The 15,170-nt window shown below is 46.6% G+C and carries 14 protein-coding genes; 11 read left to right on the forward strand and 3 right to left on the reverse strand.

All coding sequences use genetic code 11. The features are described 5' to 3' along the window. From kdsB to QN395_RS07835, 11 genes are all read left to right on the forward strand, one after another. Nucleotides 1–747: a 3-deoxy-manno-octulosonate cytidylyltransferase gene (kdsB, locus tag QN395_RS07785; protein WP_322119530.1), complete on the forward strand. Its 747-nt coding sequence runs from the start codon at nucleotides 1–3 to the stop codon at nucleotides 745–747. A 378-nt stretch (nucleotides 748–1,125) separates the two neighbouring features. Further along, a complete protein-coding gene (gene adk, locus QN395_RS07790) occupies nucleotides 1,126–1,782 on the forward strand; it encodes an adenylate kinase (RefSeq protein WP_322119529.1) in 657 nt (218 codons plus the stop codon). A 462-nt stretch (nucleotides 1,783–2,244) separates the two neighbouring features. Then, a complete protein-coding gene (locus tag QN395_RS07795) occupies nucleotides 2,245–4,428 on the forward strand; it encodes a sodium-translocating pyrophosphatase (RefSeq protein WP_322119528.1) in 2,184 nt (727 codons plus the stop codon). A gap of 429 nt (nucleotides 4,429–4,857) precedes the next feature. Continuing rightward, nucleotides 4,858–5,616, forward strand: coding sequence for a 3-hydroxyacyl-CoA dehydrogenase (locus tag QN395_RS07800; RefSeq protein ID WP_322119527.1), 759 nt, complete (start codon nucleotides 4,858–4,860; stop codon nucleotides 5,614–5,616). Nucleotides 5,617–5,858: 242 nt separating this feature from the next. Then, the gene (locus tag QN395_RS07805; RefSeq protein ID WP_322121610.1) at nucleotides 5,859–7,028 is read left to right on the forward strand and encodes a patatin-like phospholipase family protein; all 1,170 of its coding nucleotides are present in this window, start codon (nucleotides 5,859–5,861) and stop codon (nucleotides 7,026–7,028) included. A gap of 391 nt (nucleotides 7,029–7,419) precedes the next feature. Further along, entirely contained in the window at nucleotides 7,420–7,842 is a 423-nt protein-coding gene (locus tag QN395_RS07810) for a ribonuclease (protein ID WP_322119526.1), read from the forward strand. Between the two features lie 132 nt (nucleotides 7,843–7,974). Next, nucleotides 7,975–8,373, forward strand: coding sequence for a barstar family protein (locus QN395_RS07815; protein WP_322121609.1), 399 nt, complete (start codon nucleotides 7,975–7,977; stop codon nucleotides 8,371–8,373). 169 nt (nucleotides 8,374–8,542) lie between these two features. Continuing rightward, nucleotides 8,543–9,151: a phosphoribosylglycinamide formyltransferase gene (gene purN, locus QN395_RS07820; protein ID WP_322119525.1), complete on the forward strand. Its 609-nt coding sequence runs from the start codon at nucleotides 8,543–8,545 to the stop codon at nucleotides 9,149–9,151. 122 nt (nucleotides 9,152–9,273) lie between these two features. Beyond that, nucleotides 9,274–10,545 carry an RsmB/NOP family class I SAM-dependent RNA methyltransferase gene (locus QN395_RS07825; protein WP_322119524.1) on the forward strand — a complete coding sequence of 424 codons (1,272 nt, stop codon included), beginning with the start codon at nucleotides 9,274–9,276 and terminating at the stop codon, nucleotides 10,543–10,545. A gap of 39 nt (nucleotides 10,546–10,584) precedes the next feature. Beyond that, nucleotides 10,585–11,940, forward strand: a complete 1,356-nt coding sequence (locus tag QN395_RS07830; RefSeq protein ID WP_322119523.1) for a mechanosensitive ion channel family protein — start codon at nucleotides 10,585–10,587, stop codon at nucleotides 11,938–11,940. A 116-nt stretch (nucleotides 11,941–12,056) separates the two neighbouring features. Continuing rightward, nucleotides 12,057–13,241 (forward strand): acyl-CoA desaturase, encoded by a 1,185-nt coding sequence (locus tag QN395_RS07835; RefSeq protein ID WP_322121608.1) that lies wholly within the window; start codon nucleotides 12,057–12,059, stop codon nucleotides 13,239–13,241. A gap of 276 nt (nucleotides 13,242–13,517) precedes the next feature. Here QN395_RS07835 and rpmG read toward each other — a convergent pair whose 3' ends face one another. The 3 genes from rpmG to radC all read right to left on the reverse strand — a co-directional run bounded on the left by rpmG (nucleotide 13,518) and on the right by radC (nucleotide 14,782). Beyond that, nucleotides 13,518–13,685, reverse strand: a complete 168-nt coding sequence (gene rpmG, locus QN395_RS07840; RefSeq protein ID WP_110257750.1) for a 50S ribosomal protein L33 — start codon at nucleotides 13,683–13,685, stop codon at nucleotides 13,518–13,520. A gap of 26 nt (nucleotides 13,686–13,711) precedes the next feature. Beyond that, on the reverse strand, nucleotides 13,712–13,948 hold the full coding sequence (gene rpmB / locus QN395_RS07845; protein WP_322119522.1) for a 50S ribosomal protein L28: 237 nt from the start codon (nucleotides 13,946–13,948) through the stop codon (nucleotides 13,712–13,714). Between the two features lie 159 nt (nucleotides 13,949–14,107). After that, entirely contained in the window at nucleotides 14,108–14,782 is a 675-nt protein-coding gene (radC, locus tag QN395_RS07850; RefSeq protein WP_322119521.1) for a RadC family protein, read from the reverse strand. Nucleotides 14,783–15,170: the final 388 nt, after the last annotated feature.

The following is a 15,170-nucleotide window of genomic DNA, read 5'->3' on the forward strand; positions in this document are numbered from 1 at the left end:
ATGAGTTTTAGTGTCATTATTCCAGCGCGTTTAGCGTCCAGCCGCTTACCTAATAAACCTCTGGCAGATCTGGGCGGCAAGCCGATGGTGGTACGTACCGCTGAGCGTGCCATGCTATCCGGCGCGTCGCAAATTATCGTAGCGACCGATCATGCTGACATTCTGGCGGCTTGCCGTGAGCATGGCATACCAGCCTGTATGACCCGCAGCGACCATCCCTCCGGCACTGACAGGATTGCTGAAGTATCAGCATTGTTGGGCTTGGCGGCGGATGCAGTCGTAGTCAACGTGCAAGGCGATGAGCCTTTGATCGACCCGGCTTTGATTGCGGCGACTGCCGCGCTTGTTACTACGCAAGTCCCCATGGCAACCGCCGCGCATCCTTTGCATGACGTGGAGGACGTGTTTAATCCCAATGTCGTGAAAGTTGTGCTGGATAAGTTTGGTCGAGCGCTGATGTTTTCGCGTGCAACTATCCCTTGGCATCGTGATGCTTTTGCTTTGAATCGTGATGTGTTGCCGACCGGTTACGCACCTTTGCGACACATTGGCTTGTATGCATACCGCAATGATTTTCTATTGGCCTATCCCAATCTGGAAGTTTCTCCGCTTGAACAAATTGAGGCCTTAGAACAACTGCGGGTCTTATGGAACGGTCATGCGATTGCAGTTCATGTCACAGACACCAGTCCTGCTCCCGGTGTGGACACGCCAGAGGATTTGATTCGTGCAAGACAATTCTATTGAGATGCCGAAAAATCGATCTGTTTCGCGTTCAATAACAGAATTGATCGTGTTTTCAGAATCGATAGAATTGGCCAGCGAAATGTGCGAATTGCATGAAAATACTTCGCTGCGCAGCTGATTTCATGGCAAAGCATCAATAATATAAAAAATTGTGGTAAGTTTCGTGAAAAGATACTGTGATATTAGTAGTGCTGCATTTGAATAAAAATAGAATTGAATCAAAACCGATTCAGCAACATTGCTGCAAGGGATTTGGTTCAGTCTTAAAAAATAACAGGCACGGCAAATATCTCTTCAGTACAAAAAAATACGGCATCACGACCTCGGGTTGGGATGTAACAGGATACAAAAAATTCAAACTCGTCTTTAGGAAATAACATGCGTCTTATTTTGTTAGGAGCGCCTGGTGCCGGTAAAGGTACGCAGGCCAATTACATCAAGGAAAAATTCAATATTCCCCAAATTTCGACCGGCGATATGCTACGTGCTGCGGTCAAGGCCGGCACACCTTTGGGCTTGGCTGCCAAAGCGGTGATGGATGCGGGTGGCTTGGTATCGGACGACATCATCATCGGTCTGGTAAAAGATCGCCTGAAAGAATCTGATTGCGCTAACGGCTATTTATTTGATGGTTTTCCACGCACTACGCCGCAAGCGGACGCAATGAAAGACGCTGGCGTTGTCATTGATTACGTTTTAGAGATCGCAGTACCGGACGATGCCATTATTGATCGTATGAGCGGTCGCCGTGTGCACCCGGGTTCTGGCCGTGTTTACCATGTCAAATACAACGCGCCAAAAGTAGAAGGCCGTGACGATGTCACTGGTGAAGAACTGATCCAGCGTGATGACGACAAAGAAGAAACTGTCAAAAAACGTTTGAGTGTGTATCACGAACAAACTGAAGTACTTGTCAGCTATTACGGCGACTGGGCAAAATCAGGTCAGCCAGGTGCGCCAAAGTATCGCAAAATAGTTGGCATTGGACCAGTAGAAACCATCAGAGACAGTGCCTTTGTCGCACTCTCAGAATAAATAAAAGCGGACAAGATTGTCCGCTTTTTTCTTGTCAACCGCCCCCAGACAAATCTTCCTCTAAAAACGGGCCACGGATAAGTTGTAACGACTAAGTTGTATGGATTCAGTTCTAAGGATTCAGCTCTAAAGGTTCAGCTCTAATGATTGAGTTTTGCAGCACCTTGTAGCCATCACTTTTTGATGCCGACACCGATCACATTACGCAGCATTACGCGCCACGTATGACGTATCAAGCATTATCAAGAAGTGAGATTTGTCGTTGTTTTACTTTTTCACCGTTTTATCTCATCACGATTTTTTGTGATCTGTTTTGCTCCATGTTTTTGCTCTGTCTTAGTTTCAGTTCTATTCTCTATTTTTGATACTTACCGAACTTACGATAATTACATAGGGCAATTTTGCACTTGGTAGTTGACGCTGCCCATGCAAAAGAAGCCCATAACAATTGGAGGAGTCAATATGTCTACAAACTTATGGTACGTCATTGCATGCGGTATCGTCGCCGTGGCCTATGGTCTGGTCTCGCGTAGCTGGATTTTGAAACAAGATGCGGGCAACCCTCGCATGCAAGAAATTGCTGCTGCAATACAGCAAGGTGCAGCAGCATATCTGGCCCGGCAATACCGAACCATTGCGATGGTTGGCGCTGTATTGTTTATTGCCATTGCGGTTGCACCCGGTTTGGGTCTAATGACCGCATCAGGGTTTTTAGTGGGTGCTGTGTTATCTGGCGCATGTGGTTTTATCGGGATGAATGTCTCGGTACGTGCCAATGTCCGCACGGCGCAAGCAGCAACTAAAGGCATTAATGAGGCTTTGGATGTCGCGTTCAGAGGCGGCGCAATTACCGGCATGCTGGTGGTCGGTCTGGGCTTGCTGGGTGTCACTTTGTTTTACTGGTTGCTGGTGGTTTCCGCCGCAGGCCACCCTGAGCTTGTGTTGTCTCAGCATGATGTACTTAAACCGCTCATCGGTTTAGCATTTGGCGCTTCGCTGATCTCTATTTTTGCCCGTCTTGGCGGCGGCATTTTTACCAAAGGTGCCGACGTCGGTGCTGATCTGGTTGGTAAGGTGGAGGCGGGCATACCGGAAGACGATCCTCGTAATCCCGCCGTGATTGCCGACAACGTGGGTGACAACGTGGGCGACTGCGCAGGCATGGCAGCCGATTTGTTTGAAACCTATGTCGTGACCTTAATCGCCACGATGTTATTGGGTGCCTTGATTGTTCCCAATGCGACAAGCGAGGCCATTGTTTATCCGCTGATGTTGGGTGCCGTCTCAATTCTGGCGTCGATCGTTGGCTGCTCTATGGTCAAAGCCAAGCCCGGCAAAAAAATCATGTCCGCTTTATACACGGGCTTGTGGTGGGCGGCGGGTTTATCACTGATCGGGTTTGCTCTTGTAACGTGGCAGATCATGCCTGCAGATATGCGTGTGCCGATGATGGGCTCTACCGTGATCGGGATTGTGCTGACTGGTTTAATGGTCTACATCACCGAGTATTACACCGGTACTGATTTTGCCCCGGTCAAACATATCGCCCAGGCATCGACCACCGGGCATGGTACCAATATCATCGCTGGTCTTGGCGTCTCAATGAAATCCACTGCCTACCCAGTGCTGGCAGTCTGCGCCGCGATTTTGGCCTCCTATTGGCTGGCGGGCTTGTATGGGATTGCGATTGCCGCGACTTCGATGCTGTCGATGGCGGGCATTATCGTAGCGCTGGATGCTTATGGCCCAATCACCGATAACGCAGGCGGCATTGCCGAAATGTCAGAGATGCCAGCATCAGTGCGGGCAATTACCGATCCATTAGATGCAGTCGGCAATACCACTAAGGCAGTCACCAAAGGCTATGCAATCGGTTCTGCTGGTCTGGCAGCGCTGGTCTTGTTTGCTGATTACACGCATGCGTTGGATTCGGTCGGTAAAAGTACCTCGTTTGATTTATCGAACCCGCAAGTGATCGTCGGCCTGTTTATCGGTGGCCTGATCCCTTACTTGTTTGGTGCCATGGCGATGGAAGCAGTAGGGCGTGCAGCGGGTGCTGTGGTGGTAGAAGTGCGCCGCCAGTTTAAAGAGATCAAAGGCATCATGGATGGCACTGGCAAGCCAGAATATGACAAGGCTGTGGATATGCTGACGACCTCCGCCATCAAAGAGATGATCGTGCCGTCGCTGTTGCCAGTCATCGTCCCCGTGCTGGTGGGCTTGCTACTCGGGCCAGCGGCCTTGGGTGGTTTGCTGATGGGCACGATCGTGACAGGACTGTTTGTCGCGATTTCCATGACTACCGGTGGCGGCGCCTGGGACAACGCTAAAAAATATATTGAAGACGGACATCATGGCGGCAAAGGTTCGGAGGCGCATAAAGCAGCGGTCACGGGCGATACGGTCGGTGATCCTTACAAAGATACAGCGGGTCCCGCGATCAATCCTCTGATCAAAATTATTAATATCGTGGCGCTGCTGTTGGTACCTTTGTTGCCAAGTTCGGCACCTTTTGTACCGCATGCTGCCGGTACGCCAAATGCATCTCACGCAGCAAATGTAGCTGTCAGCCAGTCTGTGGTGATACCAGCCAAGATAGCGACTAAGCTGGTCGCAGCAGACGCTGGCACCAAAAGCAAACTCTAAGACCTGAAGAAACGCAGATAAATTCGATATACATTGATTGCAATGATCACTTTATCTGCGGTTTATTTTAACGACCTGATTAAGTTGTAATAGATATACTCATGGTAAGTATATTTAGGCGTCCATATAATCATTGGTCTTTAAGGAAATTTTCGTTAAAAAGTGGGGGAGTATATTGAATTCCTTCATTTTTAACTTATTGTCAAATGGTAGATTTCTGGCTACCGGCTTGTATTTTAATCAGACTTTTGTCTAAGCTAGCTCTGTTTTGCTGGAATAAAATTGAGTACAATGTTGCCGTAATGACGTTTACGTAAACGTCAATTTACGCGTTAATGTAAGCGTTAATGTAAGCGTCAATCTGGGCCTAAATTCCAACCTCAATCAACGTCAGTAAAACGACCCACATCCCAAAAAGAGAGACAACAAATGCAAATTCAAAATAGCGTATTCATCATCACCGGCGGTGCTTCAGGTCTGGGCGCAGCGACTGCCCGTATGATCGTTGCCAATGGCGGCAAAGTGGTGCTGGCCGATGTCCAGGTTGAGGCGGGTGAAAAACTAGCCGCCGAGTTACAAGGTCAGTTCGTTAAATGCGACGTCACGTCCGAAGCCGATGGCCTGGCAGTCGTTGCCGCCGCAACCGCGATGGGTACTTTGCGCGGGCTGGTCAACTGTGCAGGTGTAGCGCCCGCGATCAAAACGGTCGGAAAAGATGGCCCGCATCCGCTGGAGATTTTTCAACGTGTCGTCAACATCAATCTGATTGGTACCTTCAACATGTGCCGTCTGGCCGCCGATGCGATGGGCAAGACAGACGCAGCAGAGCACGGTGAGCGCGGTGTGATCATTAACACAGCATCGGTTGCCGCATACGACGGGCAAATCGGTCAGACTGCTTATGCCTCTTCCAAAGCTGCTGTGGTCGGTCTAACCTTGCCAATGGCGCGTGACTTGTCCCGCAGTGGCATCCGCGTGATGACGATTGCCCCAGGTATTTTTGAAACACCGATGTTGTTAGGCATGCCGCAAGAAGTGCAAGACGCTTTGGGCAAAATGGTACCGTTCCCACCACGCCTCGGTAAGCCTGACGAATATGCGCATCTGGCAAAAACCATCATTGAAAACGTCATGATGAATGGCGAAACCATACGTTTAGACGGTGCGATCCGCATGCAACCGAAATAATTCGTTGTAAATAGCGGAATAAATTGTGAAGCGCCGTCGCAAATATCGTCCTGCAGCATGACATTTTGAGACGCCGCCAATACACTAGGGCAAGCTTTTTAGCTTGCCCTTTTTATTTAGGCGTGATGTTGACGTACATCGACAATTTTCTCTGCAAGGCTCACTCGCGCATCCCATGCAAATAGCACGAGGAGAACGATGCCGAAACAGTTTTCGTCACACCTATTACTTTAGAAATGCCTATGAATAGCAATGCGACTACAGGTTTGATTTTGACTGGCGGCGGCGCGCGGGCTGCGTATCAGGTAGGTGTGCTGAAGGCCATTGCCGATATTTTGCTGGAAGATGGCTGGGCGCCGGAGCGCAATCCTTTTGGCATCATTTGCGGTACTTCTGCGGGTGCCATTAATGCCACGGCGCTGGCTTGCCGATCTGACGATTTCAACCATTCTGTCGCCAGTATTGTGCACGTCTGGGAAAACTTCGAGGCGGCGCAAGTGTATCGCGCTGATTCTTTGGGAGTGATACGCTCCGGCGCGCGCTGGTTGTCGTTAATGTCCTTCGGCTGGCTGCTCAATAAATGGCGTAAATCGCCGCCCAACTCGCTGCTGGATAATTCCCCGCTGGCAGATTTATTAAACCGCATGCTGGATTTGCCGCGGCTAGATCAGGCGCTAGCCAGCGGTGCGCTACATGCACTTGCGGTGACTGCGTCCTCCTACACCGCAGGTCAGCATCTGACGTTTTATCAAACCCTGGCAGAGATCGAGCCATGGGTCAGAAGCCAGCGTCTGGCGCAAAGAGATTTCATCGGCGTGCCCCATTTATTGGCGTCCTCTGCGATTCCCTTCATGTTTCCCGCGGTGGCGCTGAACTGGGGCGGCTCTCTGGAGTTTTGCGGGGATGGTTCCATGCGCCAACTGGCGCCAATTTCTCCCGCCATCCATCTGGGCGCACAAAAGGTGTTGATCGTCGGTGCTGGCAGATTGTCTGAGCCAAGAAGAGAGAACACCGAGATTGCCCGTTATCCTAGTCTGGCGCAAATTGCTGGTCATGCAATGTCCAGCATATTTTTGGACAGCCTGGCAGTGGATATCGAACGCTTAATGCGTATAAACAAAACTCTGTCCATGTTGCCGCCCGAGGTATTAAAAAACACGCCGCTAAAACCGATTGATCTGTTAGTCATTGCACCGTCGCAAAGACTGGACGACATCGCCAGCCGCCATACCGGAAGTTTGCCATTACCCGTCAGAACCATGTTGGGCGGCATCGGTGCAACCGAGGTACGCGGCTCGGCGCTGGCGTCTTACCTCTTGTTTGAATCCAGCTACACCAGAGAATTAATTGAGTTGGGCAAGCAAGACACTTGGGCGCGGCGCGCAGATGTATCTCAATTTTTTGCTGAGTAGAAGCCAGAAACGAGATGCTGGACTATATTCGCGCTCGAAAATCTACTATTCCTTTTTAAAAATAGAGTGAATTTTGATGGGTTATTAATATACTCCCCTTTAATTTAATAAAATATGGTTGATTGTCCAGACTTTATATGGACAATCAATATATACACTGGGGGAGTAATTTAATCGATAAGAATGATCCGCTAGTAAAAAATCTTGGCACTCGATCTTAGAGACACCGGTTTCACTCGTTTTTAGCATCGCTTTGCAAATGCTCCAAAAACAAGGATGACTGTAGCAAAATCGAGAATTATTTCGTTGTCTTTAGTTTATTAAAGGTTGATTCGCCCGACACAAAACGTTAATCTATGTCACTTAATTAAATCTGTTGCCGCATAAAATAATGAATAATTTCAAAGCAACATTCTTAAAAAAGTGGTTGGCGCTACTCACAGTGGCGATGCTTACATCGGCCTCTTTTGCTTTCTCTGGTGCTTCCGTGTTACACGCCAAAGAAACCCATGCCGCAAACGCGAGTATGCAGACTATTGCGCTGGCAGAACTACCGAAAGAAGCACAAGCGACGTTAATCGCTATCAAGCAAGGTGGTCCATTTGCTTATGACAAAGATGGCGTGGTATTTGGCAACTATGAGTCCAGATTGCCCAGGCAAAAGCGTGGTTACTATCACGAATACACAGTAAAAACGCCCAGAGCCAGAAACCGTGGTGCGCGCCGGATTATTGCCGGTGGAGAGCCAGCAACATCAGGTGAGTACTATTACACCGATGACCATTACGAGAGTTTTAAGCAAATTAAAGAGTAGCCCCCAGTTTCAAAAGCCGCAGAAAACAGTAGCGGGAAACAGTAGCAGAAAAAAGTAGCACTAAGTCAAAATTCAATTCACCACAAAGCAAGCCACACCAATATGACAATAATCTCACCACCAGAGGGAGAAATGAGTTTGCTAACCAGCGTAGCGCCGAATGTCGTGCAATCGATTCGCGCTTTTCGTGTGCCTGATTTACAGGCAGAAGCAGCTCAACTCGGGCAGCATTTTTTGTACGCCTATTGTTTAGAGGCGACGACCAAACAACAAGTGTTGGGTAAAATCGCAGCTTCGTTCGGCTTCCCAAAACATTTTGGGAAAAATTTTGATGCCTTATCCGATTGTCTGACTGACTTAATTTATAAATCGGGTCCGCAACCGGGCTTTGTTGTCGTGCTGGAGCAGTTACCGAATACACCTAAGTTTGATAAAGAAGCGCGGGAAATTTTGCTCGATGTATTCCGCGATGCCGCTGATTTTTGGGCCGACAGAAAAGTTGCTTTCAGAGTGTTTTACTCCTTCGAATAAGACTCCCGGCAGAGCAAAAAAGCTGAAATCCAGACTCTATGCCGACTTTTAAAGTCGGCATTATTATTTGACGCAAACTGATTACGTATTTACCGCTTTTTTATAGGTTTTTTCCTTGACCTTTTGTCGTTAATGAGACCTAGCCCCTCCAGCACTGTACAATGCCGCCATGAAAAAGATTGTTATCCTCATTTCTGGACAAGGTAGCAATATGCAAGCCATTGTCCAGGCCGCCAAAGTAGAGCAATGGCAAGCCGAGATTGTTGCTGTCATCAGTAATCGCCCAGATGCACCCGGATTGGACTACGCAGCCAAGATGGACATACCCACAGTGGTAGTTGAGAGTAAAAGCTTTACCTCACGCGAAGCTTTCGATGCAGTATTGCAGCAGCAGATTGACCAGTTTGCCCCAGATTTAGTCGTGCTGGCTGGTTTTATGCGTATCCTGACCAGCGCTTTTGTACAACACTATGCAGACCGAATGATCAATGTGCATCCGTCGCTGCTGCCTAGTTTTGTCGGTTTGGCGACGCATCAGCAGGCATTGAATGCAGGCGTTAAATTGCATGGCATTACTGTGCATTTTGTGACGCCGGAGCTTGATCATGGACCCATCATCGCCCAGGCGGCGGTTCCAGTATTGAATGACGACACGGTCGATAGTCTTTCTAGGCGTGTTTTGGAACAAGAACACGTCATTTACCCAAGAGCGGTGCGATGGTTTATCGAGGGTAAGCTAAAAATGATTGGAAATCGGGTTCATGTCATTGGCGAGTAAGTGACAAATAAGTGATAAATACGCAGCGAATAGTTTGTTTGCCGCATGATCTTTAACACGGTTCAATCTTTAACGACATCACCGCAAATTGAAATTCATTAAGAAATAAAGAAGGAAACAAAATGAGATTACCTCCCGCCTTAGTCGGCCATACCGAAGAAGTGTTACGTGAAATTTTGCGTTTTACCGGACCTGCAGACATGGTCTTATCACGCTACTTCCGTGACCATCAACGTTTGGGCTCTCGTGAGCGCGGCGTCATCGCAGAAAGTATCTACGGCTTGTTAAGAAATAAAAGCGTTTTTACCAGTTTTTCAGAGTCTGGTAGCGGTGCTTCTATGCGCCGCTTGGCATTACTTGGCTTGGCTGATGCTGCAGGGATTGATTCTTTAGGTGGTTTGACTGAGGAAGAAACGGGCTGGTTGCAACGTGTAATGGAAATCGACCGTGCTCATTTGTCAGTCTCATTACAATCAAATTTGCCCACCTGGCTATGGGAAAAATTTGTTGAAAAAATGGGCGAGACTGAGGCCTTGGTCTTGGCTCAGGCATTAAACGCTCCGGCACCGTTGGATTTGCGGGTTAATTCCATTAAAGGGTCTAGCCGTGAAGAAGTGATCGCCAGTCTGGCATTGGCACCGATTGTGGCAGAACCAACGCCTTATTCGGCACTTGGTTTGCGTATCAAGAAAAAGCCGTCGATTCAGAATTTACCTTTATTCCAGGATGGCACGATCGAGGTGCAGGATGAGGGTAGTCAGCTTTTAGCCCAATTAGTCGGCGCTAAACGCGGCGAAATGGTAGCTGATTTTTGCGCGGGTGCCGGCGGTAAAACTTTGGCGCTGGGTGCAAGCATGCGCAATACCGGTCGTTTGTATGCGTTTGATATTTCAGAAAAGCGCTTAGCCAAGCTCAAGCCACGTTTGGCACGTAGCGGTTTATCCAACGTCCATCCGGTCGTGATTGCGCATGAGCGCGACGCTAAAATTAAACGCCTGGCCGGTAAGCTGGATCGCGTCTTGGTTGATGCACCGTGTAGCGGACTCGGTACCTTGCGCCGTAATCCTGATGTTAAATGGCGTCAGAACTTGGTCGGTATTGCGGAACTCAATGTCAAACAGACAGCGATCCTTGATAGCGCCGCCCGCTTAGTAAAATCTGGTGGACGACTGGTGTATGCAACTTGCAGCGTGCTGGAAGAAGAAAACGAAGCCATCGTGTCTGCTTTTATCGCAGCACATCCTGACTTTACGCTGGTCCCGATGTCACAAGTGCTGGCAGAGCAAAAAATCGACTTAGAAATGGGTGATTATTTGAAATTAATGCCACATTTGCACCAGACGGATGGTTTCTTTGCTGCGGTGTTGGAGCGCAATAAACCGCAAGTTGAATAATATTTACTCACGTATTTATTTTTACATCGGGATAAAAACTTGGATAAAAATGTAACTACTAACGCAAGCTTGTTAGCAAGTTTGATTGCTGATTTATCAGATGATTTGCAGAATACAAACTTTCTCTGGCAAGTCGGGACGGTATTTATTTGTTTCGCACTTGCATGGTATGCAGCGACTTTGTTGAAGAGAAATTTCTCTAAAACTGGGACCTCAGCAGGCGTGTTGCAGATTAGCGCGAGTAGTTTTCATCGAGTAGTATTTCCATTACTGGCTTTAGTTTTCATTTTTATCGCCAAGATTATCCTGGGGCGTTGGCAGCATACACATTTGCTGAGCTTGCTTATGCCCATCATCGGCTCTCTGGCGCTGATACGCTTTGGTTTTTATGTGGTGCGCCGTACTTTTGCCAAAGACGGGAAGATAGGCAGCTTCCTTGCCACGTTTGAGAAGTTGTTCGCACTTATCGTTTGGCTTGGGGTGGTTTTGCACTTCACCGGTTTGTGGCAAGAACTTTTTGCTGCGCTGGACGACACCGTTTTACCTATTGGTCATAACAAAGTCTCATTACTTTCTATAGCGCAGGCTCTTGTCTCTGTCTCCTTGACTTTGATCGTCGCACTCTGGGCTAGCGCTGCTTTAGAAGCGCGCTTGATGTTGCTACCAAGCATGCACTCTTCGTTGAAGGTGGTGTTATCTCGCTTCGGAAGAGCCGTGCTCATTTTATTGGCGATCTTAGTCAGCCTGACGATCGTTGGCATTGATCTTACTGTTTTGTCCGTATTTGGCGGTGCGTTGGGCGTTGGCTTGGGTTTTGGTTTACAGAAAATTACCAGTAGCTATGTTTCTGGTTTCATTATTTTGTTAGACCGAAGCATGTCGATTGGTGACATGATCACAGTAGATAAATTTAGTGGGCGGGTTACTCAAATCAATACTCGTTATACGGTATTAAAGGGCTTGGACGGTGGTGAGTCGGTTATCCCAAATGAAATGCTAGTGTCTACTCCTGTGCAAAATTTCTCACTCAGTGATCGTGCTGTGGCGATGGGAACCGATGTAATTGTTGCTTATCAGACAGATATTGAGGCGCTATTCCCTATTTTGGCCGAGGTAGTGGCGCAAGTGCCACGGGTTTCAAAAGAATCTCCTCCATCTGCCTACTTACTTAAGTTTGGAGCCGATGGACTAGAACTACGGATTGGATTCTGGATTGGTGACCCTGAAAACGGCCGCTCTAATGTATTATCAGAGGTAAATCGTGCTATCTGGAAAGCTTTGCAGGAGCACAAAATTGAATTACCTTGCGCGCAACGCGCCGTAACACTGATTAATATGCCAAGTACTAGCGCACCAGAAAATAATGCGCCAGACAAAGTTTTTGGGTCAACTTAAAAAAACGCGTACAATACGAAAATTCGCAGAAAATTTTGACGCTTTGCTTTTATCAATTAAGCTAGGATAGTGTCATTAACTAAGGAGTACTTCTCATTTTGAGCACTTTTATTGATATGGTAATTGACTTTTTGTCTAATGGTTTGACTCGTGCAACCGCCTGGCAGGTGTTTATTTTTACTGCCGTGGTCACGCACATCACTATTATCAGCGTCACGATATTTTTGCATCGTTGCCAAGCGCATCGCGCATTAGATTTGCATGCGGCTCCTAGCCACTTTTTCCGTATGTGGTTATGGCTGACTACCGGCCAGGTTACAAAGCAATGGGCTGCGATTCACCGCAAGCATCACGCTAAATGCGAAACTGAAGAAGATCCGCACAGTCCTGTAACGCGCGGTATTAAAAAAGTTTTATTAGAAGGCGCTGAACTGTATCGCGCAGAATCAAAAAATCTTGAAACCATCCAAAAATATGGTCATGGTACACCTGACGACTGGATCGAAAAAAACCTGTATAGCCGCTTCAGTTGGCAGGGTGTTGCACTGATGCTGATTATTGATTTCATGTTGTTTGGTGTCATCGGCGTCACCGTCTGGGCTGTACAAATGCTGTGGATTCCAGTCACAGCGGCAGGCATTATCAATGGTATAGGACATTACTGGGGCTATCGCAACTACGATTGTCCAGACGCTGCTACTAATATCATCCCGTTCGGTATTTTGATTGGCGGCGAAGAGTTGCACAATAATCACCACACATTTGGTACATCGGCAAAATTGTCTTCCAAATGGTATGAGTTTGATATTGGCTGGATGTATATTCGCTGCCTGGAAATTGTTGGTCTTGCTAAAGTGAAAAAGGTTGCTCCTGAGCCTAAATTTGCTGAAATCAAATCAGCAATTGATATGGAAACCTTGCAAGCGGTCATTTCTAACCGTTATGACGTAATGGCGAAGTACACAAAATCCTTGCGTCGTACTTGGTCTCAGGAAGTTGCTTTGTTGCGTGAGAAAGCTCATTTTGAAGATGGCTTCTTGAAATCAGCTAAAAAGCTTTTGCAACGTGAGCCAACCAAATTAGAAGCGCCGCAAAAACAACATTTATCTGAAGTGTTAGCACATAGCAACGCCTTAAAGACTATGCATGATATGCGCGTTGAGTTAGGCCTGATTTGGGAGCGTTCCACTGTTAGCCGCGAGCAACTGGTACATCAGTTGCAAGATTGGTGCGTTCGTGCCGAGGCATCTGGTATTCAGGCTTTACATGACTTCTCTCGTAGATTGCGTAGTTACGCTTGATTTGAGATGAGGTAGTTAAACAAAAAAACGACGCCATCGCGTCGTTTTTTTATTGTGTTTACAAAGACTTGAGATATAAAAATCAATACTAGCTCGTGGCTATACAATGGGTTGAATTGTCGTAAGCGCATTAACGATCTCTTGTAGATATGCGCATTAAATGGATTTTGATACTGAGTGAGCTAGACCAAGTATTAATTCATGAATCAATCACCCATGATGCAATAGACGAAAAAAAACCTGCAATTTATGCAGGTTTTTTTAAGATATCCAAAATTATTTAATTTTAGTTTCTTTGTAGATCACATGCTTACGTGCCTTAGGATCAAACTTCATGATCTCCATTTTTTCAGGCATAGTACGCTTGTTTTTTGATGTGGTATAGAAATGACCTGTACCAGCAGTCGATTCCAATTTGATTTTGTCGCGACCAGATTTAGCCATGATATTTTCCTAACAATAGTTTTCGCTTAAACTTTTTCGCCGCGAGCACGCAGATCAACTAAAACAGCATCAATGCCGATTTTGTCGATGACACGTAAGCCTGCGTTAGACAAACGCAGGGAAACCCAGCGATTTTCTGACTCTACGAAAAAGCGACGATTTTGCAGATTAGGCAAAAAGCGACGTTTGGTTTTGTTGTTTGCATGGGAAACATTGTTGCCAACCATTGGCCCCTTCCCAGTAACTTGGCAGACACGCGCCATGTTTCACTCCTTAATGGTTTCCGAATTTGGAAAAAAATGAAGTATAACGAAAATTCTAATAATTATCAACGACTTGCGAAAAACAATTGTGTCTAAATTTATTTTTAAATTTAACATTTAATCTATTATGACTAATTGCACCGCTTTTGATATGGATATTTAAATTTGTCCATGCTCGGCAAAGGAATAAACGTTGGGATTAGCCACAATAAAATGATCTAGCACCCGAACGTCGACCAAGGATAAAGTCTGCTTTAGTGTTTTGGTAAGCGTGATATCGGCGTCGCTAGGTTCTGCGTTGCCAGAAGGGTGATTGTGAGCAAGGATAACGCTGGCAGCATTGTGGTGAAGTGCCGCTTTCACAATTTCTCGTGGATAGACACTTGCATGACTGAGCGTGCCCCGGAAAAGTTCTTCTGAGGTGATCAAGCGATTTTTTATATCTAAAAATAGTACGGCAAAAGATTCATAAGTTTTGTTCCCTATCAAAAGTTGAAGATAACTTTTTACGGCTTGTGGTGATGACAGCATTGGCGCTGATTGCAGCTCTTCAGAAATAGAGCGTTTTGCTAGCTCTAAGACAGCATGCAGTTGCGCATATTTCGCGTTACCCAATCCATGGACTGACGAAAATTCTTTGATATCAGCGGCAAACAAGCCAGTCAATGAACCAAATTGACTCAGCATATCGCGCCCTAAATCAACGGCGCTTTTTCCGGTTACCCCAACACGTAAAAAAACAGCCAGCAGTTCAGCATCAGACAGGGCTTTTGCTCCAAACTTGATCAGCCGTTCCCTTGGGCGTTGATCCTCAGGCCAATCAGTGATTGCCATAAATTTATCCTTATAACGACGAGCTTGATTTTATTAAAGGTAACGAGGCTAATTAATTTTAATATTAATTAAAATGCAATTATTATATTGCAATTTTTCTTAATCATGGCGTAATTTAATCTGAGGTAAGAACAAGGAATGTGTCGCAATCTATGGGGTGAGATTATTCAATCTTCTACGATATTTGTATTGAATTTGATTGAATTTTGTCGTCGCGCCAATAAGATTTCAAGTTAATCCATTTAATATACTCCTACTAGGTATGTTTTAATTGTCCATAAATTAATTGGATAATGTGGGGCGGATTCAGCTACGAAGAGCAACGGGAGGTAAGTTTTAGGGGGAGTATATCCAAATTATAAAAAACCTCAAACGGCGTTCGATAGCC

It is taken from the genome of Undibacterium sp. RTI2.2, from assembly GCF_035018705.1.
Taxonomy (GTDB): domain Bacteria; phylum Pseudomonadota; class Gammaproteobacteria; order Burkholderiales; family Burkholderiaceae_D; genus Undibacterium.